The sequence below is a fragment of the Telluria sp. AC161 genome, assembly GCF_979258535.1.
On record NZ_OZ409861.1, the window covers coordinates 1150995 to 1174979 of the forward strand.

Annotated in this window: 23 protein-coding genes; 11 read left to right on the forward strand and 12 right to left on the reverse strand. The window is 65.8% G+C overall.

What is annotated here, in order from left to right; genetic code table 11:
* Positions 1-131: 131 nt before the first annotated feature.
* The 5 genes from ACZ0AJ_RS05180 to ACZ0AJ_RS05200 all read left to right on the forward strand — a co-directional run bounded on the left by ACZ0AJ_RS05180 (position 132) and on the right by ACZ0AJ_RS05200 (position 4284).
* Positions 132-911: an RNA methyltransferase gene (locus ACZ0AJ_RS05180; RefSeq protein WP_499453002.1), complete on the forward strand. Its 780-nt coding sequence runs from the start codon at positions 132-134 to the stop codon at positions 909-911.
* Between the two features lie 106 nt (positions 912-1017).
* Positions 1018-1980 carry an esterase/lipase family protein gene (locus ACZ0AJ_RS05185; RefSeq protein WP_499454094.1) on the forward strand — a complete coding sequence of 321 codons (963 nt, stop codon included), beginning with the start codon at positions 1018-1020 and terminating at the stop codon, positions 1978-1980.
* Between the two features lie 60 nt (positions 1981-2040).
* A complete protein-coding gene (locus ACZ0AJ_RS05190; protein WP_499453004.1) occupies positions 2041-2889 on the forward strand; it encodes a response regulator in 849 nt (282 codons plus the stop codon).
* 91 nt (positions 2890-2980) lie between these two features.
* Complete coding sequence (locus ACZ0AJ_RS05195; RefSeq protein ID WP_183550752.1) at positions 2981-3676, forward strand: TetR/AcrR family transcriptional regulator; 696 nt, start codon at positions 2981-2983, stop codon at positions 3674-3676.
* Between the two features lie 11 nt (positions 3677-3687).
* Complete coding sequence (locus ACZ0AJ_RS05200; protein WP_499453005.1) at positions 3688-4284, forward strand: LOG family protein; 597 nt, start codon at positions 3688-3690, stop codon at positions 4282-4284.
* Between the two features lie 24 nt (positions 4285-4308).
* On the opposite strand, the gene ACZ0AJ_RS05205 is transcribed toward ACZ0AJ_RS05200, so the two are convergent.
* The 7 genes from ACZ0AJ_RS05205 to ACZ0AJ_RS05235 form a co-directional block, all read right to left on the reverse strand.
* Positions 4309-5424 carry a diguanylate cyclase domain-containing protein gene (locus ACZ0AJ_RS05205; protein WP_499453006.1) on the reverse strand — a complete coding sequence of 372 codons (1116 nt, stop codon included), beginning with the start codon at positions 5422-5424 and terminating at the stop codon, positions 4309-4311.
* Positions 5405-8164, reverse strand: a complete 2760-nt coding sequence (locus ACZ0AJ_RS05210) for a bifunctional diguanylate cyclase/phosphodiesterase (RefSeq protein ID WP_499453007.1) — start codon at positions 8162-8164, stop codon at positions 5405-5407. The genes ACZ0AJ_RS05205 and ACZ0AJ_RS05210 overlap by 20 nt, the downstream gene beginning before the upstream one ends.
* Positions 8165-8171: 7 nt before the next feature.
* Positions 8172-8612 carry a phosphate ABC transporter substrate-binding protein gene (locus tag ACZ0AJ_RS05215; protein WP_499453008.1) on the reverse strand — a complete coding sequence of 147 codons (441 nt, stop codon included), beginning with the start codon at positions 8610-8612 and terminating at the stop codon, positions 8172-8174.
* Between the two features lie 5 nt (positions 8613-8617).
* Positions 8618-9910, reverse strand: a complete 1293-nt coding sequence (locus tag ACZ0AJ_RS05220) for a hypothetical protein (RefSeq protein WP_499453009.1) — start codon at positions 9908-9910, stop codon at positions 8618-8620.
* Positions 9911-10076: 166 nt separating this feature from the next.
* Complete coding sequence (locus ACZ0AJ_RS05225) at positions 10077-10610, reverse strand: M48 family metallopeptidase (RefSeq protein ID WP_183550764.1); 534 nt, start codon at positions 10608-10610, stop codon at positions 10077-10079.
* Between the two features lie 313 nt (positions 10611-10923).
* Positions 10924-11265 carry a KGG domain-containing protein gene (locus tag ACZ0AJ_RS05230; RefSeq protein ID WP_183550767.1) on the reverse strand — a complete coding sequence of 114 codons (342 nt, stop codon included), beginning with the start codon at positions 11263-11265 and terminating at the stop codon, positions 10924-10926.
* A gap of 155 nt (positions 11266-11420) precedes the next feature.
* Positions 11421-12452, reverse strand: a complete 1032-nt coding sequence (locus tag ACZ0AJ_RS05235) for an NADP-dependent oxidoreductase (protein WP_499453010.1) — start codon at positions 12450-12452, stop codon at positions 11421-11423.
* A 128-nt stretch (positions 12453-12580) separates the two neighbouring features.
* Between ACZ0AJ_RS05235 and ACZ0AJ_RS05240 the strand changes: the two genes are divergently transcribed.
* Both ACZ0AJ_RS05240 and ACZ0AJ_RS05245 read left to right on the forward strand, forming a co-directional pair.
* A complete protein-coding gene (locus ACZ0AJ_RS05240; RefSeq protein ID WP_183550773.1) occupies positions 12581-13123 on the forward strand; it encodes a YaeQ family protein in 543 nt (180 codons plus the stop codon).
* A gap of 40 nt (positions 13124-13163) precedes the next feature.
* On the forward strand, positions 13164-13643 hold the full coding sequence (locus ACZ0AJ_RS05245) for a copper chaperone PCu(A)C (protein WP_499453011.1): 480 nt from the start codon (positions 13164-13166) through the stop codon (positions 13641-13643).
* 37 nt (positions 13644-13680) lie between these two features.
* On the opposite strand, the gene ACZ0AJ_RS05250 is transcribed toward ACZ0AJ_RS05245, so the two are convergent.
* Positions 13681-14454 (reverse strand): head GIN domain-containing protein, encoded by a 774-nt coding sequence (locus tag ACZ0AJ_RS05250; RefSeq protein ID WP_499453012.1) that lies wholly within the window; start codon positions 14452-14454, stop codon positions 13681-13683.
* 196 nt (positions 14455-14650) lie between these two features.
* Between ACZ0AJ_RS05250 and ACZ0AJ_RS05255 the strand changes: the two genes are divergently transcribed.
* Together ACZ0AJ_RS05255 and ACZ0AJ_RS05260 are read left to right on the forward strand one after the other, a co-directional pair.
* Entirely contained in the window at positions 14651-15133 is a 483-nt protein-coding gene (locus ACZ0AJ_RS05255) for a DMT family transporter (protein WP_499453013.1), read from the forward strand.
* A 72-nt stretch (positions 15134-15205) separates the two neighbouring features.
* Positions 15206-16327 (forward strand): type IV pilus twitching motility protein PilT, encoded by a 1122-nt coding sequence (locus ACZ0AJ_RS05260; protein WP_499453014.1) that lies wholly within the window; start codon positions 15206-15208, stop codon positions 16325-16327.
* A 12-nt stretch (positions 16328-16339) separates the two neighbouring features.
* On the opposite strand, the gene ACZ0AJ_RS05265 is transcribed toward ACZ0AJ_RS05260, so the two are convergent.
* The 4 genes from ACZ0AJ_RS05265 to ACZ0AJ_RS05280 form a co-directional block, all read right to left on the reverse strand.
* Positions 16340-17614, reverse strand: a complete 1275-nt coding sequence (locus ACZ0AJ_RS05265) for a cytochrome c (protein ID WP_499456730.1) — start codon at positions 17612-17614, stop codon at positions 16340-16342.
* Positions 17614-18336, reverse strand: coding sequence for a c-type cytochrome (locus ACZ0AJ_RS05270; protein ID WP_499453015.1), 723 nt, complete (start codon positions 18334-18336; stop codon positions 17614-17616). Before ACZ0AJ_RS05270 ends, ACZ0AJ_RS05265 begins: the two co-directional genes overlap by 1 nt.
* Positions 18337-18397: 61 nt before the next feature.
* Positions 18398-19009 carry a 3'-5' exonuclease gene (locus tag ACZ0AJ_RS05275; RefSeq protein WP_499454101.1) on the reverse strand — a complete coding sequence of 204 codons (612 nt, stop codon included), beginning with the start codon at positions 19007-19009 and terminating at the stop codon, positions 18398-18400.
* Between the two features lie 38 nt (positions 19010-19047).
* Complete coding sequence (locus ACZ0AJ_RS05280) at positions 19048-19584, reverse strand: ProQ/FINO family protein (protein WP_499454103.1); 537 nt, start codon at positions 19582-19584, stop codon at positions 19048-19050.
* 556 nt (positions 19585-20140) lie between these two features.
* Between ACZ0AJ_RS05280 and rpoD the strand changes: the two genes are divergently transcribed.
* Together rpoD and ACZ0AJ_RS05290 are read left to right on the forward strand one after the other, a co-directional pair.
* Positions 20141-22888 (forward strand): RNA polymerase sigma factor RpoD, encoded by a 2748-nt coding sequence (rpoD, locus tag ACZ0AJ_RS05285; protein ID WP_499454105.1) that lies wholly within the window; start codon positions 20141-20143, stop codon positions 22886-22888.
* A gap of 299 nt (positions 22889-23187) precedes the next feature.
* Complete coding sequence (locus ACZ0AJ_RS05290) at positions 23188-23982, forward strand: transporter (protein ID WP_499453017.1); 795 nt, start codon at positions 23188-23190, stop codon at positions 23980-23982.
* The last annotated feature ends 3 nt before the right edge of the window (positions 23983-23985 follow it).

Here is a 23985-nt window from a genome sequence, read left to right on the forward strand (position 1 = left end):
GATGGGGCGCCGTGAACGATCAGCTATTGAAGAGTGATTAAAGAGCAGGGTGGCGCCGGAACCCGTTACAATCCGGGGCTTGCCCCCGCTACCGTAAAACCGTCCGCACCACGCGATGGTCGCTATTGTAAATGAACCCGACCCAAACCGACACTTCTTCTTTCAGAGCGCAGCCGCTGTTCGGCCGTTTGCGTTTCGTCCTCGTCGAAACGAGCCGCGCCGGCAACATCGGCTCGGTCGCGCGTGCGATGAAAACGATGGGCTTTACCGATCTGGTGCTGGTCACGCCGAAGTGCGCCGACTTCGTCAACGATCCCGAGGCAATCGCCTTTGCCAGCGGCGCGGGCGATGTCCTGAACAACGCGCGGGTCGTGCCCGATATTGGCGCGGCCCTTGATGGCTGCAACTTCGCCGCCGCGGTCTCGGCCAGATTGCGTGAATTCTCGCCCCCCGTCTGGACCCCGCGCGCGTTCGCCGAACACGCTGGCGCCGCGCCCGAGCTGAGGGCCGCCATCGTGTTTGGTAACGAGCGCGTCGGGCTGCCAAACGACATCGTCGAGCGCTGCAATGTGTTGATCAACATCCCGGCCAATCCCGATTACTCGTCGCTGAACCTGTCGCAGGCGGCCCAGGTGCTGGCCTACGAGGCACGCATAGCTTCCGTCAGCGGCGCGCCCGATACGCGTGGCGTTGGCTTCCAGGGCGACGCTGCCAGCGTGACCCAGATCGACGGCATGTATGCGCACCTCGAGCAGGCCCTGGTCGCCATCGGGTTTCTGAATGCCGACAACCCGAAAAAGCTCATGCCGCGCATCAAGCGCATGTTCGCGCGCGGTGGTCTGGAACTCGAAGAAGTCAACATCCTGCGCGGCATCGCCCGCGCGATCCTGAAGGACGCGCCACCCCGTTGATGGGCTTGCCGCAGCAAGCCCAAACCCAAGCCTATACTCGCGTCATGGACACCGACCGCATCGCCCCCATCCTGCGCGGCGCCCGCCCTTTGAACAGGTTGCCGGCATGAGTTCGCGCCTGCTATTGGGCCTGGTCCTGCTCGTGCAGGCGCTGATCGCCTGTGCCATCGCTGCAGGCGCCGCCCGGGCTGGCGCCGGACCCTGGCAAGCCGTTGCCATCGGCGTCATGAGTGTGGTGCTGGTGCGCCTGGCGATCAATGCAAACAATTTTGTGATGAGCCGGCGCGTCGCCAGTCCCACGCCGCCCCGGCACCAGCTCGGGCCAGTCGCCGCGGTGCGCATGCTCGGCGAAGAATTCGGCGCCAGCATGCTGGCCAGTTCCTGGCACATGCCGCGCGCACGGCCCTATACACGCATTCATCCTGATTGCCGTACGCCGCCGGTCCTGCTGCTGCACGGCTACGGTTGCAACAGCGGCTACTGGGCACACCTGGCGCCGCGGCTCGACGCGGCCGGCATCAGCCACGCCACGCTCGACCTCGAACCGCTGACCGGTGACATCGACGGCTTTGCCGATGCGATCGAAGAGGGCGCAACACGGCTGCTGCGCGCGGCCGGCGCGCAGCAGGTCATCGTCGTCGGCCACAGCATGGGCGGGCTGGCCGCGCGCGCCTGGCTGCGCCGGCATGGCAGCGCGCAGGCGGCGCGCGTCATCACGCTTGGCACGCCGCACCACGGCACGTGCCTGGCAACGTTCGGGATCGGCATCAACGCCATGCAGATGCAGCGCGCGGGTGTCGACGGGCCCGCCTGCGCGTGGCTGAGCGAGCTCGCCGCGCACGAAGACGCTGCCACGCGCGCGCGCATCACGTCGATCTACACGCACCACGACAATATCGTGGCGCCCCAGACATCGGGGCACCTGGAGGGGGCGCGCAACCTCGAACTGGGCGGCGTCGGCCACGTGGCGCTGGGCCGCAACCGGCGCGTGCTGGCGCTTGTCATGGACGAGATCGGGCGTGTGCCGACGGCTTGTCCGGCACCCCCTGTTTTGCACGGCGCTGCGTGAATCCACCCCGCGCCCGAGCGTGGTACAGTCATGTCAATAACGCATCCTTTGGAGCACCCAGTGGCGCGCATCCTGATCATCGAAGACAACCCGGCGAACATCGAACTGATGTCGTTCCTGCTCAGCGCCTACGGCCACGCGCCATTGAGTGCGGCCGACGGCCCCCGCGGCGTGGCCGCTGCGCGCAGCGAGCGCCCCGACCTGATTGCCTGTGACGTCAACCTGCCCGGCATGGATGGCTTTGCCGTGCTGGCCGAACTGAAAGGCGACCCGGCGCTGGCCGGTGTGCCGATCCTGGCCGTGACCGCGCTGGCCATGACGGGCGATCGTGAAAAAGTGCTGGCCGCCGGCTTCGATGGCTATATCAGCAAGCCGATCGAACCCGAAAGTTTCGTGGCCGAACTCGAAGCCTTCCTGACCAGCACGCCAGCGACAGCATCAGCACCCGCAGCGCCTGCAGCTGCAGCGACTCCTCCGGTCACAGCCATGGCGGCCAATGACGCCACGGCCACGCCGGCCACCGGCGCACGCACGCTGCTGCTGGTCGACGACGACCGCTTCATGCTCGGGGTGCTCAACGACATGCTGGTCGGCCAGCCGTACCGGGTGCTCAGCGCCTGCTCGGGGGAAGAAGCGCTGCAGGTGCTGTCGCACGAGCCAGTCGAGGTGATTCTGTGCGACCAGGCCATGCCCGGCATGCGCGGCACCGAGGTGCTGGCCGAGGCGGCAGCGCGCTATCCGAAGACGGTGCGCCTGATGCTGTCGGGCCAGCCCGACCTGACCGATATCGAAGCGGCCATCAAGAGCGGGGTGGCTGATGGCCATTACATCAAGCCGCTCGGCGCGCGGGCGCTGCGCGAGCAGCTCGACGAAGCCTTCCGTCTGCAGAGCGCGCGCGGCACCCGATAAGGCGAGCCCGCGCCCGGTCAGCCGGTCGATTGCTCGATAGAACGACGGTTCGATGATATCCTTGCGGGAACAAACACGAACAGCGGCCTACATGCAACAAAAAGCACCGCGCCGGACCCGTGAACGCATCCTCGAGCTCTCGCTCAGGCTGTTCAACGAGTTCGGCGAGCCCAATATCACGACCACCGTCATTGCCGAAGAGATGAACATCTCGCCCGGCAATCTGTACTACCATTTCCGCAACAAGGACGACATCGTCAACTCGATCTTCGTCCAGTTCGAGGCGGAGATCGAGCGCATCCTGACGGTGCCGGCCGGGCGCCGCTCGAACATGGAAGACGTGTGGCTGTACCTGCACCATATGTTCAAGCTGATCTGGCGCTACCGCTTCTTCTACCGCGACCTGAACGATCTGCTGTCGCGCAACCGCAAGCTCGAACTGCACTTCAAGGCGATCCACGCGCACAAGATCAAGGTCGCGCGCCAGCTGTGCGAAGACTTGCGCAGCGAAGGCTCGCTTGACGCGTCCGACCAGCAGATCGGCGCCATGGCGACCAATATGGTGGTCGTGGCGACCTACTGGCTCTCGTTCGAGTACGTGCGCAACCCCCGCAAATACAGCGAGCAGCAGGCGATTGCCGATGCACTCGCGCGCGGCTGCTACCAGGTACTGTCGATGGTCGGGCCCTACCTGAATGGCGAGACGCGCGTCCTGTTCGAAAAGCTGTCTGACGACTATCTTAAAAAACTGTCGGCCGACGCCAGGCCTGGCGCCGACTTCCTTTGAAAATGCACACGATGAAAACCCTTGCTGTCTACTGCGGCGCCGCGCAAGGCGTCAACCCTGTCCACGCCGATGCGGCGCGCCTGCTGGCGCGCGCGATGGTCGACCACAATATCAGCCTCGTCTACGGCGGCGGCAAGGTCGGCCTGATGGGCGTGATCGCCGATGAAGTGCTGCGCCTGGGCGGCGAAGCCACCGGCGTCATCCCGCGCGCCCTCGTCGAGCGCGAAGTCGGCCACGCGGGCCTCACGCGCCTGTTTGTCGTCAAGGACATGCACGAGCGCAAAGCCATGATGGCCGACCTGTCCGAAGGCTTCATCGCCATGCCGGGCGGGATGGGCACGCTGGAAGAGCTGTTCGAGATGGTGACCTGGGCCCAGCTGGGCATCCACGCCAAGCCGATTGGCCTCCTGAACGTCAACGGTTTCTATGACGGCCTGCGCGCCTTCGTGGGCCATCAGGTGGCCGAAGGATTCGTGCGGCCCGAACACGAAGACCTGATGATCGCCGACAGCGATCCCGACCAGCTGATCCAGCGTCTGCGCGCGGCAGTACCGGTCGTGCTGGAGTCGAGCCTGCCAGCGGCGGCGGCCGACGAATTGAAAGGCTAGCGCTGAAAGGCTAGCGCTGAAACGCTAGGCGACCTCGATCCGGTCGCGTCCGGCCGCCTTGGCCCGGTACAGCGCCTTGTCGGCGCGGCTGATCGCTTCCGTGAACGGTTCGCCATCGCGCCGTTCGGCCAGGCCGGCCGAAAAGCTGATCCGCCGCGCCGGCGTCATGCCGTCGATCTGCAGCGCGTGCACGCGCGTGACGATGCGCTCGAGCACCTGGCGCGCCGCCTGTGGCGTGGCGTCCGGCAGCAGCAACAGAAATTCTTCGCCGCCCCAGCGCGCCAGCGTGTCGTGCTCGCGCAGCGCGCCGTGCGCCGCGCCGGCAAACCCGCGCAGCACGGCGTCGCCTACGGCGTGGCCATATTGGTCGTTGACTTGCTTGAACAGGTCGAGGTCGAGCAGCGCCACGCAGCTGGTGGCGGGCGCCGAGCGCCGCTCTTCGGCGCCCAGCAACTCGTTCATGTGGCGGCGGTTGGCCAGCGACGTCAGTTCGTCGACCGTGGCAAGCAGGCGGATGGTCTCGAGGGCCGCAAGCAGCTCCTGCTTGCTGGCCTTCATGCGCCGGCGCAGCTTGGTCATTTCGCTGGCCAGCAGCGTCGTCGCCAGCAAAGCCGCCGCCAGATAGCCGAAGCTCATCGCCTCGACGGCGGGCGGGTGGCCCCGGGGATCGATTGCCTGCAAATACCACATGATGCAGGCCATGCCGGCCAGGGCGGCGCCGGCCAGCAGCAGTGCGCGGCGCGGATGCATGGCGAACGTGCAGAAGGCGATGGCCACCACCAGCATGCTCAGGAGCGAGGAGCGCAGCGGGCCGGCGATCGCATAGCCCGCAATGGTGCAGCCGATCGCGAACAGCGATTGCAGCGCAGCGAGCATGTCGGGCGCGATCTTCAGTCGCGCGCTGAAATGGATCAGGGCGTAGAACGCGAGCGTGCCGCATGCGGCGACGACGCTCAGCAACAGAGCGGGGCCGCGCGGTGTGTAGCCGGCCCCGACCTGCGCCGCCAGCAGGCCCATGGTAGCCAGATACAGCATGGCAGTGGCGATCCAGTAGTTGCGCATGCGGCGCAGCATGGGCGCCGTATGGGCCGGCGCGGCGGTCATCCCCTTGCTATCGGTGCTACTCGGCGCAGGGGTCATGGGCATCTCCTGCGCTGCCTGCGAGCAGGCGTGCGATGTCGCTCGCCGGGAGCGGCCGGCTGAACAGGTAACCCTGCATTTCGTCGCAGTCGTTGGCACGCAGGAAGTCGCGCTGCTGTTCGGTCTCGACGCCTTCGGCAATCACGCGCAGGTCGAGCTTGTGGCCCAGCGAGATCACGGCCATCGCGATCGCCTGGTCGTCGGGCGAGTCGGCCAGGTCGGCGACAAATGACTTGTCGATCTTGAGGCGGCTGATCGGGAACGACTTGAGCGCCGACAGGCTCGAGTACCCGGTGCCGAAGTCGTCGATCGACAGCGCCACGCCCATTGCTTCAAGTTCGCGCATCTTGTCGATCGAGCGGCCCAGGTCGCGCATGATCAGACTTTCGGTGACCTCGACTTCGAGGCCGTCGGCCGGCAGGCCGCTGGCGCGCAGGGCATCGGCGACGCGTTCGACGAGGCGCTTGTCTTCGAACTGGCGCGCCGAGACATTGACCGACACGCTGACCGGGGGCAGGCCAGCCGTGCGCCAGGCCTGGGCCTGGGCGCAGGCGGTGCGCAGCACCCAGTCGCCGATCTGTACGATCAGGCCACTCTCTTCGGCGAGGCCAATGAAGCGCAGCGGCGAGACCAGGCCCTGCTCGGGGTGGTGCCAGCGAATCAGCGCCTCGACGCCGAACAGGCAATTCGTGCGCAAATCGATCTTCGGCTGGTACAGCAGCTGGAACTGGCACGGGCCCGGATAGTCTTCGGCGCAGGTATCGATTGCTGCGCGCAGGCCTTCGAGCAGCACGAGCTTTTCGTCGACGCTCTCGTTCATTTCGCTGACGTAGTACTGCACGTTGTTGCTGCCCAGTTCCTTGGCGCGGTACATGGCCACGTCGGCGTGCATCATCAGGGCATTGGCGCTGGCGCCGTCGCGCGGGTAGAACGTCACCCCGACGCTGCAGCTCACTTGCACTTCCTGGCCCTCGACCAGCACCGGTTCGGTAACGGCTTCGCGCACCCGCTCGAGCAGCGGCGCGATCGCCATCGGGTCGCCCGCGAGGTCCGGCAGCAGGATCACGAATTCATCGCCGCCAAAGCGCGCCAGCGTATCGTCGCTGCGCAGGCAGCGATGCATGCGCGCGCCGACCACCTTGAGCAGTTCGTCGCCGGCGTTGTGGCCCAGCGTGTCGTTGACCAGCTTGAAGCCATCGAGGTCGATGAACGCGAGGCCAACCGCGCGACCCGCTTCGGCAGCGGTGACGATCGCCTGGCCCAGGCGCTCGCGCAGCAGGCTGCGGTTGGGCAGGCCGGTCAGGTCGTCGTGGTGCGCCAGATGGCGGATGCGCTGCTCACCCATCTTGCGCTCGGTGATGTCGCGCACGATCACGACGACGCCATCCTCGACCGCCACCGCCTGGCGGTGCAGCCAGACGCCGGGCTGGGGCAGGGTCTGCGCCTGCCATTCGGTTTCGCGCGCAATGCCGTCGCGCGCCACCGCCGACAGGTCGTCGAAGACGGATTGACTGATCGACGGCGGCAGCAGGCCCGAGATCGGCTTGGCTGCCATCTGCTGCTTGGTCAGGCTGGTGAAGCGCTCGGCGCGGCTGTTGGTGGTGGCAACCACGAAATCACGCACCTCGCCGCGCGGACCGAACACGGTGCGCAACACGAAGAAAGCGTCGGGGCTGGCTTCGGATGCAGCGGCGTAGGTTTCCTGCGCCAGCCGTTCGCGCCGGCGCGCCTTGGCCAGCTGCCACGACCACGCGCTCACCAGGATCACGACGGCAATCAAGAGCGCGCTGGCCGCGCCCGCGCCAAGCAGCCACGCGCGCCGGCCCTGATAGAAATCGGCCATCTGTTCGGCTTCGGACAAGCCGGCCACCGCGACCAGCGGGAAGCTGTTCATCGGCCGGCTGGCGACAGTGCGTGCCTCGGATTCGAGCACCGGTGCGCCGCGCGCGGTCGTGCCGGCCGCGACGCCGCCGTTTGCGCCCGGCACGAAGCGCTGGCCCCACGAGACCGTTTCGCCCACGCGCAGCGCGCGCAGCATGCCGTCGGTGCCCGCCATACCGAGCAGGCCGCGATCGCCCTGGCGCGAGCGTTCGTAGCCGCTGGTGAAATAGGCCGGGTCGAGGGCAACGACGGCCACGCCGGAGAAGCGCCCGGCCGCATCGTTGATGCGGCGCGAAAAGTGGACGGTCGGTTCCCTTGAGTACTCGCTCAGGCTGGTCAGGCTGACGAACGGCACGTCGTCGCTGGTCTGGCGATGAAATTCGAACCACGCGGTGCGTGCCAGGTCATGCCGCTTCGACGCGGGATTGCTGGCGACGATGTGTCCGCTGGCGTCGCTGATCTCGACCTGGAACACGAGGCCGGGCGGCAGCAGGCCCTTGGCTTCGAGGGCGGGCAGGGCGCCGGTCGGGCCATTCTGCTCGACCGCGTACTTCAGCACGCGCAGGGTCTGGTCGATCGCGCTCAGGCTGCGCGCCAGTTGCGCTTCATACGTGTCGAGCAGTTCCTGGGTCGCGTCGCGTGTGGCCACGACAGCGGCGCGGCGCTCCGATTCGATCACGTGCAGCGTGCCGAACCACATGGCGCCCAGCAGTGCCAGCGCGAACAGCGGCAGCGAGATGTGCGTCTCGAGCGCCAGGCCAAGCCAGCGCGCCAGCAGGCCGCGCGTGCGCGGCGAGCCTGCCGACGGCGCGCCGTCGCCCGTGAGCGACGGCCCGCTGGAACGCGCGAGCATGTTCATGGCGTGCTCACTGCAGCACCAGCACCGGGCGCACCGACGGGTCGAGCGCGGTGCGCTCGATGTAGCCGATCATCGACGGGTTGTCGGCCACCATGCGGCGCACGGCGGCGTCGCTCGCCGCTTCGCGCGGCGGCTGGCCGCGGCCCGTGAACACCATCTTGGACCAGTGGGCCTTGAGCAGCGCAGGGGTCTTGCCGGTGAGCTGGCGATAGAACAGGTCGCGCTGCGCTGCGCCCAGCCCCTGGTCGATGGCGACAGCGGCCGCGCCATCCGGGAAGCTGCCCGTCTGGCCGAGGAAGATGGCGCTGACTTGCTCGGCGTTGAGGACCGGGTTCGGGTTGCGGCTCGAGACGATGACGACCAGTTCGGCCGACGCGCTCGTGGCGACGAAGCACAGCGTGCACAGGGCCAGCAGGTGGCGGGAATAGTTACCGAGGCGTGTTTTCATCGGCGTCAAAAGACAAAGTCCAGCGCAATGCTGGTCACGTTAGTCGTGCGGTTCGAACGAAACGCAGGCGTGGAATTGATCAGGGTGCCGCGCGAACCGCCGCGCGGCCGCACGCTCTCGAACTGCAGCTTGAGGGCGACGTTGGTGGCGACGTCCCAGCGTACGCCGGTGCTCCAGGTGGTCTGGATCGGAATCGTCGCCAGCAGCGTGTTCAGCGCGCCATTGATCTGGGCGGCGCCGGCGGCGACCGGCGGTGGCAGGCCTTGCAGTGACAGGCCGGGGTCGGACGTGGCCACATCGGCGCGGATCTGCGCATAGCCGATGTAGGGCGTGAATGCGCCCTGGCGCCAGCCGGCGCCGACATACACCGACGTGCCGCCGCCGAGCAGGGAGTCGGTGCGGGTACGTCCCGTTTCGGCGGTGACGAACCACGCACCGGGGTCATAGCTGGCGCCCGCGCTGATCATCGACACGCGCTTGTTGACGATGGCGTAGCGCTCGGCCAGCATCTGGCCCTGCGGGCCGAACATGCGCAGGCCGGCGAACAGGTCGGCAGCGATGTCGGTGTTCAGGCGCGCGCGCGCGGCCGACAGGCGTACGGTCAGGGGACCATAGTCGATGCTGTGCGACAGGCCCAGGATGTTTTCGGCGTCGATTTGCAGGCCAAAGCCCAGGTCCTGGTCGGTGCTGCCCGAAAACACCTGCGTTGCGTGACGCACGGCGCCGGCGTTCCAGCGCCAGGTCGCGTCGACCCCGTCGCTGCTTGAAATCGGCAATGCGCCATAGACTTCGACCGGCGTGCGGACCCACGGAATGGTGTAGCCGACCTTGCGCGATTCGGCGCCAAGAAAGACGGGCAGTGCGATGCGACCGACGCGTACGGCGAGGTCGGGCGTCATCTGGTACTTGATATTGGCCCATTCAACGCGCGGGTGGTAACTGCCATTCAGGCGCTGCTCGCTGATTACCTGCAGCACGCCCGACCAGGCGCCCTGGCCCACGTCGAGCTGGGCGGCGAGGCGGCTATCGACGTCCGGGCTCCACGAGCCGGACACGCCGGCACCGCTCGCGCGCAGGATGGACGAGCTGAAATCGGCCTCGCGGTTGTTCGAATGGACGACGCCGAGCGTGCCGAAGCCGGACAGCTTCCACGTGGGACCTGCAGCGGTGTCAGGCGCCGGGTCGGCGGCCTGTGCCTGTCCTTGTGTCTGCGCCTGTGCATACAACGGCGTGCAGGCGAGCACACAAGTGGCAAATGCGGCAGGCAATAGCGTGCCGGGAAAATAGTGCGAAAGCATGTGATGTGATGTTGGCGCCATGGGCCTGAGCGGTGTCGGGTGACGCCGGGCCAGAACCTGACGACTCTAGCGAAGCGCCCCTGCAAAGTCGAGCGGAGCACGACAAGACAAGCAACTGATGATCGTTTTTGTTGCGTATGCGCAACGACAGTTGCACATGGTAACATCAACGCGGAAGCGGTGCCGGTTCGGCGTTCCACAGGCGTGCGCCCGCCAGATCGAGCCACGTCAGATACAGCCGCACATCGAATTCCAGCTGGTGATAGGCCGGCTCCATCCAGCAGCACAGCTTGTAGAACGCCTTGTCGTGTTCTTTTTCTTTCAGGTGCGCCAGTTCGTGCACGGCAATCATGCGCAGGAATGGCAGCGGCGCATCACGGAACAGGCTGGCGATGCGAATCTCGTGCTTGGCCTTGAGGCGTCCGCCCTGGACGCGCGAGATGGCCGTGTGCAGGCCCAGTGCATGCTGGACCACCTGGATCTTGCTGTCGAAGGCGACCTTCGAGACCGGCGCCGCCTGGCGCAGGTATTCGTCCTTCAGGTCCTGGACGTAGTCGTACAGGGCGCGGTCGGTGCGGATGCCGTGCGGCGCCGGATAGCGCTGGCGCAGCGTGTCGCCAAGACGGTCTTGCGCGATCAGGCCGCTGACCTGCGTGCGCAGTTGCTCGGGGTAGGCTGTCAGGTATTTCAGGGTGTGCATAAGCCGCGCAATGTACCACAGGGGGTGGCACCGTGCCTGGCGGGTAATAGAGCAGCCAACAGAGCAGCCAACTGCGACCGGGGCAGCCGATACAGCCGACGCCGCAGAAAAGCGTCGTTCCCGCACCGTCTGGGAACGACGCTGCCAGGGCCAGGGAAGCACTGATTAATTCATGGCGGCGGACTTGGCGCTGAAAAGAGCCACCCTGCGGCGTTGCAAATTCTCGCAATAGCCCGCTATTGCTTCGATTTTGCGCCTTGCAGGCTGACTTTTTCAAAGCCAATTCCATCCCCCAGAATAAATCAGTGCTTCCCTAGCTGTCCTTGCTGCTCTGGCGATTGCCTTTGTCGGCCATGGCCGCTGCCGCCGCGCGCTGCGCCGACTGCCGGCTTTCGCCACCCTTGCGGCCGATGTCGGCCATGTGCGCGCGGTTGCGGCTGACGGCTTCGCCGCCTTTCTGGCCGGCGCGGCGCGCTTCTTCGGAATCGAATTCGTGCGCCGTCCCTTTTTGATGCGCCGCCTGGCCACCCTTGCTGGCGATTTCACGTTGCTGGTTCTGGTCCATTGCCGCGAAACCCCGCTTGGCCGGTTGCCCGCTCTTCTGGGCACTGCCGGTCGCCGTCTCTTTGCTGCCGTTCTCTTTGCTCGTCGCCATGTCGATCTCCTTGTGCCCGTGGGGCTGTCAGTGGAAGAGGTCGTGCCCGATGCCACGAGCGCACACAGGTTGCGCTCTCGTGTTTAGAGAAACGTGGTGAGCGTTAGTTCCGCCGTTTTCACGCCAGAGCGCGGCCAGAGACGGTATCGGTGCGACTAGGCGTCGGCCACCTTGAGTACCAGCTTGCCCAGATTGCGCCCTTCAAACAGCATCAGGAGCGCCTGCGGGAATTGCTCGAAGCCGTCGACCACGTGCTCGTGACTGGCGATCTCGCCCGCCGCCAGCCATGCGCCCAGTTCGGCCACGGCCTCGTGGTAGCGCGAGGCATAGTCGAACACCACCATGCCTTCCATCCGCGCGCGGTTCACCAGCAACGCCAGGTAGTTCGCCGGGCCCTTGACGGGCGCGGTGGCGTTGTATTGCGAAATCGCCCCGCAGATCACGATCCGCGCCTTCATGTTGATGCGCGTGAGGACGGCGTCGAGGATGTCGCCGCCGACATTGTCGAAATAGACGTCCACGCCCTGCGGGCAATGCTGTTTGAGCGCCGCATGCAGGCCACCGGCCTTGTAGTCGATGCAGGCATCAAAGCCCAGTTGCTCGACGACGAAGCGGCATTTTTCGGCGCCGCCCGCAATGCCGACCACGCGGCAGCCCATGCGCTTGGCGACCTGGCCCACGGTCATGCCGACGGCGCCGGCCGCGCCCGAGACCACGACCGTGTCGCCGGCCTTGGCCTGGCCGACCTCGCGCAGGCCGAAGTACGCCGTCATGCCAGGCATGCCGAGCAGGTTGAGCCACGCAGTCAGGTTGCCGATGCGTGGATCGATTTTGACGAAGCCGGCGTTCTTGTCATCGGCCGGGCCGGACCAGTAGCGCTGCACGCCGGTGCCGCCGGCGACATGGTCGCCCACCGCAAAGCGCGGCGAGCGCGACGCCACCACGACGCCCAGCCCGCCGGCGCGCATGACTTCGCCGATGGCGACCGGGCGGATATACGATTTGCCTTCGTTCATCCAGCCGCGCATGGCCGGGTCGAGCGAGAGGTACAGCACTTTGACCACGATCTCGCCCTCGGCGGGCGCCGGCACCGGCTGTTCGTGCAGTTGCCAGTCGTGGGCCTGCGGCAGCCCGACCGGGCGGGCAGCGAGCAGGAATTGCTGATTGGGTGGAAAGGTGTCGGTCATGCGGGTCTCCCTGGCTGGATGAATGATCTGTGCCAGGAAGTCTATACCGCGCCGTCGCCCGGCGCGCGCTGCGCATGCGACAATAGCGGGTTCCTCTACCGATCAATCCCGTTCAAAGCACCGCACCAATGGCTATCAAAGCGACCATCTACAAGGCTGACCTGTCGATTGCCGACATGGACCGCAACTATTACCAGGAACACAGCCTGACGATCGCCCGGCATCCGTCCGAGACCGAGGAGCGCGTGATGATCCGCGTGCTGGCCTACGCGCTGCACGCCGATCCGGCGCTCGCGTTTACGAAAGACCTGTTCGACGTCGACGAGCCGGCCCTGTGGCTCAAGGACCTCACCGGCGCCATCGACCTGTGGATCGAAGTGGGCCAGCCCGACGAAAAGCGCCTGCTGAAAGCAGCCGGCCGCGCCGAGAAAGTAATCGTCTACAGCTACAGCGCAACGAGCAGCATCTGGTTCAAGGGCATCGCCAACAAGATCGAGCGCGCCAAGAACGTCAGCGTGATCAACATCCCGGCCGAGATCAGCGCCCAGCTCGAGAAAATGGCGTCGCGCTCAATGGCGCTGCAGTGCACGATCCAGGATGGCCAGGTGTGGCTGACCGACGGCACCGACACCGTGCTGGTCGAGCGTGAAGCCTTGCGCGGCGCAGTGTAAGATTGTGTTTTTCACTGACATCAACTAGCCAAGGATTGCCATGACCCGTCACCTGATCGCCGCGCTTGCCGCGGGCCTGTTTTCCGTCTCCGCGCTGGCCCAGGTCACCGTCACCGAACCCTGGGTACGCGCCACCGTGCCTGCCCAGAAAAGCACGGGCGCCTTCATGCAGCTGCAATCGGCCACGCCTGCGCGCCTGCTCGAAGTGCGTACGCCGGTGGCTGGCCGCGCCGAGATCCACGAGATGGCGATGGAAGGCCAGGTGATGCGCATGCGTCAGGTGAAGGGCATCGATCTGCCGGCCGGCAAGCCGGTCGTGCTGGCCTCGGGTGGCTACCACGTGATGCTGCTGGACCTGAAGCGCCAGCTGAAGGAAGGCGAGAACGTCGAGCTGACCCTGGTGGTGCAGGACGCCGCCGCCAAGCGTCAGGAAGTGAAAGTGTCGCTGCCCGTCATGCCGCTGACGCACAGTGGCAAGCCGGCAGCGCAGGATGCGCACGCGGGCCACGCCGGTCACTGATCTGCTGAGCCGCTGAGCGCAGCGGCTCACTGCACCATCAGCGCGGCGCGTTGCCGATGCGCCGCACTTCTCCCGAGCCCGCCACGCTGCGGCTCACCTTGGGATCGCCGTAATAGCCGACATCGCCCGACCCGGCGATGCTCGCGCGCAGGTCATTCTTTGCCCACACTGTCGCGTCGCCGGATCCGGCGATGCTCACGCGCGCCGAATCGGCGGCGATCTTGCCCAGGTCGACATCGCCTGAACCACCGATCGACACCGACAGTTCGCGTACGGCGCCGCCATCGGCGCGCAGGTCGCCGCTGCCGGCCACGCTGGCGGAGACCGTGTCGGCTTCGAGACGCGCGATCTGGATCTTGCCCGAGCCGCCGACGTCCAGGTCCAGGCGCTTGCCACGCAGGACATCCGCATCGATGGTGCCCGAGCCGCCCAGCGACAGGCGCTCGATCTGGCGCGCCGTCACGACAATCTTGAGATTGCGGGTGCGCAGGTTCAGGTTGCGCTTGGCGGGACGGATGCGCAGCATGCCGTCTTCGACGCGCGTCTCGACCAGGGCCTGCAGATTGTCGTCGGTCTCGACCGTGACGCTGTCGACGTTGCCAGTACGCAGTTCCAGCCGGCCCGGCAAACCCAGCGCGATGCCATTGAACGACTCGACTTTGCGCGCCTGGCGCGTGATGTTGCCATTGCCTTCGACTTGTTCGCTGCCGAATGGCCAGGCCATGGCCGCAGGGGGCGCTACGCTGCAGGCGAGGACGGCGGCGAGCATCAGGGCGCGCAGGGCAGGGGTGGAATAGGCGTGACGCGACATGGTGGGGCTCCTTGAAAGGCGGTGGGAATGCTGCACATCCTGGCAGGACGGCCCCGTGCTGCCGAGCCGTTTGCGACAGACTGCGCGCGCCGTGGTGTGAAATGCAACTGTGCGGATTAAGCCGCGCGCTCCGACGATCCAGCACGCCCACGCAAGATGCACTAAGATAGTGCGCTTTTTGCAACGGAGTAGTGCGATGAACGTGATTTTATTGGCGATGGCCTTCTGTGTGGGCATGGCCATGTCGGTGCAGGCGGCGATCAACAGCCAGCTGGCCCATTCGATCGGGGCCAATTCGATGATGGCGGCGCTGGTGTCGTTCAGCTGCGGTACGGCGGTGTTGCTGGCGGTGGCGCTGGCCAAGAGCGGCGTCGGTGGCCTGGGCGCGACGCTGGCAGCGTTGCCGTCGCAGCCGGCCTGGAAATTCCTGGGCGGCTTTCTCGGTGCGGCATTCGTGTTCGGGACCGTGTTCCTCGCGCCGCGCATCGGGCTGCTCAGCCTGATCGTGCTGGTGATCGCCGGGCAACTGCTCAGCTCGATGGCGATCGATCATTTTGGCCTGATCAATATGGCGACGCGCAAGGTGTCCGGCGTGCGCATTGCTGGTGCGCTGGTGGTCGTGGTCGGGGTGACGATCACGGTGTTCGGCGAGCGCATTGTTGCTAGTATGTCACGCTGAAGATTTTTTTCTTTTCTGCAATATTTGAGTTCTATAATGGTCGACACTTGATCTTTTACCAGCATCGGCCAGATGGAACATCACCAGTCCTCGCAGATTCCCACCCTGTCGTATATCGAGAACGAAGACCATCCGGTATTCGAAACGCTGGTCCAGCAGATTTTGCATCTGCTGAACTCGAAGCTGGTGTTTTCGGACATCATCATCCACCAGAACAGCCCCTTGATGCTGCGCCAGCCAAAGGGCCTGGTGGCCGTGACCGATTCGCCGATCACCAAGGAAGAGCTGGAAGAATTCTTCGACGTCATCGAGCCGAACTGGACGCAGCGCATCGCTTCGCGTGCGTTCGACCGCTCCATTGACCTGCACACGGCGCGCATCCGCGCCAACTGCTTCCGCTTCCAGGGCGGCAAGCGGATTGGCTGCGTGATCCGCCGCTTTCCGAAAGAGCCGATCCCGCTGGCCGACCTGGGCCTGTGGGACGACGAGCGCGAATTCGCGAGCCTGACCAGTGGCCTGGTCCTGATCATCGGCGACACCTGCCAGGGCAAGTCGACGACGATCGCGTCGATCCTCGACGAGATCAACCGCCACCGCTCGGGCCACATCATCACCATCGAAGACCCGGTCGAAACGCTGATCCCGCAGCGCAAGTGCATCATCACGCAGCGCGAAGTGGGCGAGGACGGCGACGTCGACAGTTATTACCTGGGCGCGCTGGATGCGCTGCGCGAGCGCCCGGACGTGATCGTCATCGGCGAGATCCGCGACGCCGAGACGGCGCAGGAAGCACTGGCGCTGGCCGAATCCGGCCCGCTGGTGCTGGCGTCGCTGCATGCGCGCTCGACCGAGCTGGGCCTGCAAAAAATTCTGCGCCTGCTGGGCAACACGGACGCGCAGGCACAAGCGCTGGCGCACGCGCTGCGCGGCGTGCTGTGCCAGGCGCTGCTGCCGTCTGTCGAAGGCAACCGCTATCACCTGGCCACCGAATGCCTGACCCCCAGTCCGGCCGTCGTGCGCATGCTCGAAGCAGGGGACCTGGGCAGCATCCGCGCGCACATGAATCGCGGTATCGATGCCGGCTGCCACACGATGAATGCGTCGCTCGAAGGGTTGCTGGCGTCGCACAAGGTGCGGGTCGAAGATGCACGCAACGCCACCACCGATCGGGTGGCGTTTGCCGATATGGTGTGAGTCGTCCGCGACTCAGTCCAGTGACACCGCCCGGTAGCGATTGACCTCGGTCGCCGTCACCGGCGCGCCGGCATTGCCCCAGCTGGCCCGGACCCAGGTCAGCACCGCCGCTACCTGCGCATCGTCGAGTTCATGCCCGAACGGCGGCATCCCGTACGGCCGTGGGTTGCCGCGCGTGCCGGGCGGGAAGCCGCCGTTGACCGTCATCCGGATGGCGTTCACGGCCGGCGTCATGGTCACGGCGCGGTTGCCGGCCAGCGGCGGGTAGGCCGGCATGCGTCCCTTGCCATCGTCGCCATGACATGCCGCGCACTGCGCCCCGTAGATCCGGCCACCTTCGGCCAGTACCTGTTCAGCGGCAGGCAGCAATGCCGGCGTCGGCTGCGCGCTCACGGGCGTGGCGGCGAGCGACTTCAGGTAGCCCGCCATCGCGCCCAGATCGTCCGGTGTCAGGTACTGCAGGCTGCGTGCCACCACTTCGGCCATCGGCCCGGTCGCCGCGCCGCGCGGCGAGATGCCGGTACCCAGCAACGCCACGATATCCGCCTCGCGCCAGTCACCCAGGCCCGCCTCGTGGTTGGCCGTCAGCGATGGGGCATACCAGCCGAGGGTCGGGATCATGCCGCCAGCCAGCGCCCCATCCGCCGCGCCCAGGCTGTTGCGGGTGCTGTGGCAGGCGCTGCAGTGGCCCAGACCTTCGACGAGGTAGGCGCCCCGGTTCCAGCTGGCGCTGCGCGCCGCTTGCGCGGCATATTGGGCAGGCCGGAAGTACAGCAGGCGCCAGCCGGCCAGTAACGCCTGCTGGTCGTACGGGAAGCGGATATCGTGCGGCCGGTTCGCCTGGCGCTGCGGCGGCAGGCTGCGAAAGTACGCAAACAGCGCATCCGCATCGGCGCGCGTGACCTTCGTGTAGTTCGTGTAGGGGAAGGCCGGATACAGCAGGCGGCCGCTTGGTGCGATGCCATTGTGCAGCGCATTCCAGAAGTCGTCGGCGCTCCAGGCGCCGATGCCGGTGTCACGGTCGGGCGTGAGGTTCGGGCCGTAAAAGCGCCCGAATGGCGTATCGAGCGGACGGCCGCCCCCATACGCCACGCCGCCACGCGCCGTGTGGCAGGCGATGCAGTCGCCGGCCCGCGCCAGATACGCGCCGCGCGCGATGTTGGCGGGCGTGGATGCCCAGGCGGCGGGCGAACTGGCCGGCACGAAGTCGGCGCGTGGCCATGCCAGGGCGATTGCGACGCCGACGGCGGCGACCACCGCCAGCAGGACGATGCGCACGGTCTTCATCATGGCGCGCTACCGCAGAGTATGGGCAGCGGCCGTGCGATGGCATCAGCGGGCTTTGGGTCGACCGGCATTGGCTGCGCTGCCAGCCAGCCCGAGACGGCGGCGACATCGTCGGGCGACAGGCGCGCGGCCACCTGGCCCATGCAATCGGGTGCATGGGCGCGCCGCACGCCGTTGCGCCAGGCGCCGAACTGCGCGTTGATGTAATCGCGCGGCAGGCCAAGCAGGCCCGGGATCGCGGGCTGCACGCCGGTCAGGCGCGCGTCGTGGCAGGCGATGCAGGCCGGGATGCCACGTCCCGGGTCGCCCTCGTGCACCAGTTGCCGGCCCCGGTAACGCTGCGCGGGCGACAGGTTGACCGGCGTGGGCGGCAGCACGGTCGGCGCTTGCGCGGCAAAGTGCGCGGCGATTTCGCGCAGGTAGGCGTCGGGCAGGTGCTCGGTGAGGTACGTCATCACGGGATAGTGGCGCCGACCGTCCTGGAAGTTGCGCAGCTGGTGGTACAGGTAGCCGGCCGGCTTGCCGCCGATGCGCGGATAGAAGCTGTCGTTGACGGGATTGCCGCGCGCATCGACGCGCGCGTGGCAGGTGGCGCAGGCGAGCAGGCGCTGGGTGAGGGTGTCGGGAACGGGTTGGGGCGCGGCGTTGGCCACGAGCGCGATGGTGCACAGGAGCGTGCAGAGAAGCGCGGCAGCGGGCCAACGGAAGCGTCGAGATGGCATGGATTCACCGGCAGCATGGACGCTGACGATGATAGCGCGAATATTGAACGCCGCGCGGGATTTACACTGCCGGGATTTCGGTCTTCCAGCGCCGGTAGATCCGCAGCGCCGCATGCGCATCGTCGGCCGCGTACTGCAGCTGCTTGTCCGACAGGTGTGGCAGCGACCAGTTGGTGGTCGTGATGCGCTTGGATTTTTGCAGGCGCTGGCCGAAGAAGCGTTCCACGGCGCTCTTTGCGCCCAGCGGATTCTTTTCACCGCGCCGGCGCAGCGCCGTCGACAGATCGAGCACGTGGCGCAGCTCGATGCCGAACTTGGACTTCAGCCGCTTGACGTCGTCACCCAGGCCGAAACCCACCTTGAGGATGCTGCCAGAGGCCAGCACCGGTTCCAGCACGGTGAAGGCGAGGGCGTTGCCAGCCGGCGTGGCGGTCTGGAACAGAAAAGCGAACTCGTCGGTGGCCAGCTGCACCAAGTGCGGCCCGGTCGAGACTTCGCCCTTGGCGAACGTTGGCTTGGATTCGGTGTCGAAGCCGATGACGTCGGCCGCGAGCAGCGCCGCGAGCGCCTGCTGCGCGTCGGCGTCGGACCGTACCAGCCGCACATGGGCAGGGTCGATGCCGATGTAGGCGGGCAGCTCGGGTGGCAGACCAGCTTGCGAGCCGGCTTGCATGCCTTCTGCTGCCGCGTCTTTCAAGGCGTCGCCCGAATTCAAGTCTTCGAGAACTTGGACGCCAGCGCCTGCAGTTTTTCCTGGCGCTTGCGGTTGTTTTCTTCTTCGAGGGCGGCGTCGCGCTCGGCCTTCTTGCGGTCGGCTTCTTTCTTGAAGCGCTGCTGCAGCTGCTCTTTCGCGTGCAGGCGGTGCGCCTCAGGCACTTCGGCGCCGGCGGTACCGTCGAGGTCAAAGCGAACCTTGGCTTTTTCCATCGCGCGCAGGTAGCGCATCGAGCCGGTGTGGATGCCGAGGGCGGCGCGCATCGTTTTCTTGTCCAGGCCCGGCATGCGTGCCTGCAACTGCTTGTCGATACCGATCGACAGTGGCAGGCAGTCACGGAAGGCGGGATACTCCTGCTGGAGTTGCTTGAGCAGCGAGCGCGCCGACTGGCCTGACGCCGGAGCAGGGGCAGGGGCTGCAGCCGGGGCTGCTGGCGCTGCCGGCTCGGCTGGCGACTGCGTTGGCTGCTGTGCATCCGGGGTGGCTGGCGCGGCGGTGGTGTCGACGGACTCTGCAGGGGTATTGGTATTCATTGACTTCATGGTAAGAACAGGATTGCGAAGGATAGCACGGCGCTAAAAGCCGCATTGTACTAGTTCCACTAATAAATGTTGAGAAAGACGCACTGCGATGAAGCATTGAAACGCGAAATCGTGTATGATCCGCCTCTTGCCTTGAGTCCGGCTTGCGCCGGCGCAGACCAGCAAGAAGGTCATCATGCCGGGGCAATGCACCCGGTGACACGTGCAGATCCCTCACCGGATCGAGCAATGATCACCAAAACTTGCATTGGGGCGTAATGGCCCCATCTCCTATTCTTCTAGAAAAATAGATGCAAGCCCGTGTTAGCGGGCTTTTTTTCGTTCCGACATGCACAGCACGATTTTGAACAGCGACCAACGCCACCTGCCCGCAGCCCCGATATTACGCCGGCGCGCGCACCGAAGGGCAGGTCGAGCTTGAAGTCTGGCATGTCCGCCCTAAGGTAGGGCCACTTCCGTTCCCCATTCCCAGGTCCCGTACGCGGGGCCCAGCTGGATTATTGACTTCGCAGGCGCGCTACTCGCCTCGACTGGAGAGTTTTAAGCTATGAAAAACACCGCCAAGACATTGACACTGACAGCGAAAAAAGCCCCGGCCAAAGCATCGGCCCCGCTGGCAGTGCCTAAAACCGCCACTTCCTACTTCCTCGAAACGGAAGCGGCGGCCAAGGTCACGGTGGTCAAGACCCGTTCGCGCCTGGCGACGCTCAAAGCCCAGGCCGACGCGATCCTGGCCGCCGGTGGCCCCGCAGCCGAGCCGGTTGCCGCCCCAGCCGTCGCTGAAGCCGCACCCGCAGCGGTGGCGCCAGTGGCCGCCGCGCCAGTGGAAGCTGCCGCGCCCGTCGAGGTCAGCGCACCTGAGCCTGTCGCTACTGCAGCCGACAACGCAGCCGCTGCGCTTGACGCGCACGATCCCGCCGACGACTACATGCCAACGCAGGCCAAGCCAGCCGCGCCACCGGTCATCGTGCGCAAGCGCGGCCGTCTGGCAGCACTGAAAAACGCCGAGTCGGAAAGCGACGTCGCCGCCGAAGCTGCACCAGCCGAGGCCGTGGCCCCCGCCGTTGCCGAGACTGCCGCGGTGGCCGAGGAAGCGCCGAAAGTCGTGCGCACCCGCACCGCGCGCCGCGTCGACGCCAGCCCGGCTTCCGTCGCCGTTGCCCAGACCAATGCCGTCGGCACCGTCAGCAAGACCACCGACGCCGCTGCGCTGGCCGCGATCGACACGTCGGGCTACCTGCTGCCGCAGGTGAAGGTGCCTGGCCGCCGTGGCCGCAAGCCAAGCGAATTCGTGCCGGAGAACGACGAAGTCGCGGCGCTGAACGCTGTCGAGCGCGCCGAAATGAAGGCCGCATCGAAAGTGCGTGAGCGCAAGGCCAAGGGCATTGCGCTGCTGAAGGAAGAAGGCTTCTCGGAAACCGAACTCGAGCGCCGTCGCCAGCAGCTGAAGAACCTGATCAATATGGGCAAGGAGCGGGGCTTCCTGACCCACGCCGAGATCAACGACCATTTGCCGGAAAACATCATCGATCCGGAAGCGATCGAAGGCATCATCGCGACCTTCAACGACATGGGCATCGCCGTCTACGAGCGTGCACCGGAAGCGGAAATGATGCTGTTGTCGGACCAGGCCGTGACGCCGACGAGCGAAGACGAAGTGGAAGCGGCTGCCGCGACCGCGCTGTCGACCGCCGACTCGGACTTCGGCCGCACGACCGATCCGGTTCGCATGTACATGCGTGAAATGGGCGCCGTGTCGCTGCTGACGCGCGAAGGCGAAATCGAAATCGCCAAGCGCATCGAGCAGGGCCTGAAGGACATGGTCCAGGCGATCTCGGCCTGCCCGACGACGATCTCGGAAATCATCGCGCTGTCGCACAAGATCGCCAACGATGAACTCAAAATCGACGACGTGGTCGATGGCTTCGTCGACATGAACGACACCCCGGCACCGGCTGCCTCGGTCGCCCACGCCGCTGCGATCAGCGAAGAGGATGACGAAGAAGAAGAGGAAGAAGTCGAAGAAGAAGAGGGCGACGTCAACAGCGGCGCCGCCGCCGGCTACTCGCCCGAGCAACTCGCGCAACTGAAGAAGAGCGCGCTCGAGAAATTCGCGCTGATCGAGCAGCAGTTCGACCTGATGGGCCACGCGTTCAAGAACAAGGGCTATGGCTCGCCGGCATACGAAGATGCGCAAGCCGTCATCTCGTACGAGCTGCTGGGCATCCGCTTTACCGCCAAGGTCGTCGAGAAGCTGTGCGACACGCTGCGTGGCCAGATGGACGAAGTGCGTTCGATCGAGCGCGCCGTGCTGGACATCTGCGTGAACCGCTGCGGCATGCCGCGCGCGCACTTCATCAAGGTCTTCCCGGGCAACGAAACCGATCTGCAATGGGGCGACCGCGAAGTCGACTGCGCCTATCCGTACAGCGCAGTGCTGAGCCGTAACCTGCCGGCGATCAAGGAACTGCAACAGCGCATGATCGACCTGCAGGCGCGCGTGGCGCTGCCACTGGCCGACCTGCGCAAGATCAACAAGCAGATGGCAGCGGGCGAAAAGCGTGCACGCCAGGCCAAGCGCGAAATGACCGTGGCCAACCTGCGCCTGGTGATCTCGATTGCCAAGAAATACATCAACCGCGGCCTGCAGTTCCTGGATCTGATCCAGGAAGGCAATATCGGCCTGCTGAAAGCGGTCGACAAGTTCGAGTACCGTCGCGGCTACAAGTTCTCGACGTATGCGACGTGGTGGATCCGCCAGGCGATCACGCGTTCGATCGCCGACATGGCGCGCACGATCCGCGTGCCGGTGCACATGATCGAGACGATCAACAAGATGAACCGCATCTCGCGCCAGATCATGCAGGAAACGGGCAGCGAGCCGGATCTGCCGACGCTGGCCCTGAAGATGGAAATGCCAGAGAACAAGGTTCGCGAGATCATGAAGATCGCGAAAGAGCCGATTTCGATGGAAACGCCGATGGGCGAGGACGGCGATTCGCAGCTGGGCGACTTCATCGAAGACAACGCCACGCTGGCCCCGCTGGACGCCGCGCTGCACGCCTCGATGCGCAACGTGATCAAGGAAGTGCTGGACTCGCTGACGCCGCGCGAAGCCAAGGTGCTGCGCATGCGTTACGGCGTCGAAATGTCGAACGACCACACGCTGGAAGAAGTGGGCAAGCAGTTCGACGTGACCCGCGAGCGGATTCGTCAGATCGAAGCCAAGGCAATGAGCAAACTGCGCCAGCCATCGCGCTCGGACAAGCTCAAGACCTTCTTGCACAACCAGTAATTCGTCATGCAGCGTCGGCAGTCTCGACGTGAAAAAGCCGCCCGGTTCGCACCGGGCGGCTTTTTTTGTGCTGGCCTGTCACCGGCGGTCGACGCCATGTACGCGCCACCTTCCAGAATAAATCATCGACATGCGCCGGACACGATTCTTTGTCACTCTCCCAAGTAAACCGTGGTTGTCAATACACACGTTTTATTGAACAGCAGAAATAAATTCGGACAGATGTTCTACGTCCGCCGATTTTTGCAATACTTGACCTGCACTTCAGGCCTTGATTTCCTTCCTTGAAAGACCGCAACATGCCTTCCACCCAATACCCACGCCTTGCCAAATCCTGTCTCGCCAGCCTCGCGCTGCTGGCCCCGCTGTCCGCTGTCGCTGGCGATGACGGGATCGTTACCGACCGGCCCGATTTCGTCGAGTCCAGCAATGTGGTCGGCCGTGGCCGGTTCCAGATCGAGACCAGTGTGCTGGCCGAGCGGGACAAGTCCGATGGCGTCCGCGCGCGGACCTACAGCATGCCCACGCTGCTGCGCTATGGCGTGGGCGACGTGCTCGAACTGCGGCTCGAGACCGACGGCCGTACGGTCCAGCATGCCGGCGGCGAGGGCACCTCAGCCGGCTACGCTGACACCGCGCTCGGCGTGAAGTGGCACGTGCAGGATGAGGCGCCGGGCCGGCCTTCGGTCGGCGTGCTGCTGCATGCCGACCTGGACAGCGGATCGCGGACCTGGCGCGGCCAGGGCGTGCGCCCGTCGCTGCGCGTGGCCGCTGAATGGGAATTGCCGGGCGACCTGTCGCTGGGCGTGATGCCTGGCATCGGCCGTGAGCGCACCGAGGATGGCAAGCGCTATGGCTACGGCATCCTCGGCGTGGTGCTTGGCAAGGAGCTGACGCCGACCTGGCGCGCGTTCGTCGAAGTGGCGGCCCCGCAGATCGCCCGCAGCGCCAACGGCGGCACCGTGGCCACGTTCGATACGGGCATGGCGTGGCTGCTGTCGGACCGCTGCCAGCTCGACACCATGCTCGCGCTGGGCCTGAACCGGCGCACGCCCGATGCCGCGCTCACGGTCGGACTATCGTTCAAACTGTAGGGA

Excerpts from the sequence above, each read along its gene's own strand:
- ACZ0AJ_RS05180 (WP_499453002.1), top strand. The coding sequence starts at position 132 with ATGAACCCGACCCAAACCGACACTTCTTCTTTCAGAGCGCAGCCGCTG.
- ACZ0AJ_RS05185 (WP_499454094.1), top strand. The coding sequence starts at position 1,018 with ATGAGTTCGCGCCTGCTATTGGGCCTGGTCCTGCTCGTGCAGGCGCTG.
- ACZ0AJ_RS05195 (WP_183550752.1), top strand. The coding sequence starts at position 2,981 with ATGCAACAAAAAGCACCGCGCCGGACCCGTGAACGCATCCTCGAGCTC.
- ACZ0AJ_RS05200 (WP_499453005.1), top strand. The coding sequence starts at position 3,688 with ATGAAAACCCTTGCTGTCTACTGCGGCGCCGCGCAAGGCGTCAACCCT.
- ACZ0AJ_RS05205 (WP_499453006.1), bottom strand. The coding sequence starts at position 5,424 with ATGACCCCTGCGCCGAGTAGCACCGATAGCAAGGGGATGACCGCCGCG.
- ACZ0AJ_RS05210 (WP_499453007.1), bottom strand. The coding sequence starts at position 8,164 with ATGAACATGCTCGCGCGTTCCAGCGGGCCGTCGCTCACGGGCGACGGC.
- ACZ0AJ_RS05215 (WP_499453008.1), bottom strand. The coding sequence starts at position 8,612 with ATGAAAACACGCCTCGGTAACTATTCCCGCCACCTGCTGGCCCTGTGC.
- ACZ0AJ_RS05220 (WP_499453009.1), bottom strand. The coding sequence starts at position 9,910 with ATGCTTTCGCACTATTTTCCCGGCACGCTATTGCCTGCCGCATTTGCC.
- ACZ0AJ_RS05225 (WP_183550764.1), bottom strand. The coding sequence starts at position 10,610 with ATGCACACCCTGAAATACCTGACAGCCTACCCCGAGCAACTGCGCACG.
- ACZ0AJ_RS05230 (WP_183550767.1), bottom strand. The coding sequence starts at position 11,265 with ATGGCGACGAGCAAAGAGAACGGCAGCAAAGAGACGGCGACCGGCAGT.
- ACZ0AJ_RS05235 (WP_499453010.1), bottom strand. The coding sequence starts at position 12,452 with ATGACCGACACCTTTCCACCCAATCAGCAATTCCTGCTCGCTGCCCGC.
- ACZ0AJ_RS05240 (WP_183550773.1), top strand. The coding sequence starts at position 12,581 with ATGGCTATCAAAGCGACCATCTACAAGGCTGACCTGTCGATTGCCGAC.
- ACZ0AJ_RS05245 (WP_499453011.1), top strand. The coding sequence starts at position 13,164 with ATGACCCGTCACCTGATCGCCGCGCTTGCCGCGGGCCTGTTTTCCGTC.
- ACZ0AJ_RS05250 (WP_499453012.1), bottom strand. The coding sequence starts at position 14,454 with ATGTCGCGTCACGCCTATTCCACCCCTGCCCTGCGCGCCCTGATGCTC.
- ACZ0AJ_RS05255 (WP_499453013.1), top strand. The coding sequence starts at position 14,651 with ATGAACGTGATTTTATTGGCGATGGCCTTCTGTGTGGGCATGGCCATG.
- ACZ0AJ_RS05260 (WP_499453014.1), top strand. The coding sequence starts at position 15,206 with ATGGAACATCACCAGTCCTCGCAGATTCCCACCCTGTCGTATATCGAG.
- ACZ0AJ_RS05265 (WP_499456730.1), bottom strand. The coding sequence starts at position 17,614 with ATGAAGACCGTGCGCATCGTCCTGCTGGCGGTGGTCGCCGCCGTCGGC.
- ACZ0AJ_RS05270 (WP_499453015.1), bottom strand. The coding sequence starts at position 18,336 with ATGCCATCTCGACGCTTCCGTTGGCCCGCTGCCGCGCTTCTCTGCACG.
- ACZ0AJ_RS05275 (WP_499454101.1), bottom strand. The coding sequence starts at position 19,009 with ATGCAAGCCGGCTCGCAAGCTGGTCTGCCACCCGAGCTGCCCGCCTAC.
- ACZ0AJ_RS05280 (WP_499454103.1), bottom strand. The coding sequence starts at position 19,584 with ATGAATACCAATACCCCTGCAGAGTCCGTCGACACCACCGCCGCGCCA.
- rpoD (WP_499454105.1), top strand. The coding sequence starts at position 20,141 with ATGAAAAACACCGCCAAGACATTGACACTGACAGCGAAAAAAGCCCCG.
- ACZ0AJ_RS05290 (WP_499453017.1), top strand. The coding sequence starts at position 23,188 with ATGCCTTCCACCCAATACCCACGCCTTGCCAAATCCTGTCTCGCCAGC.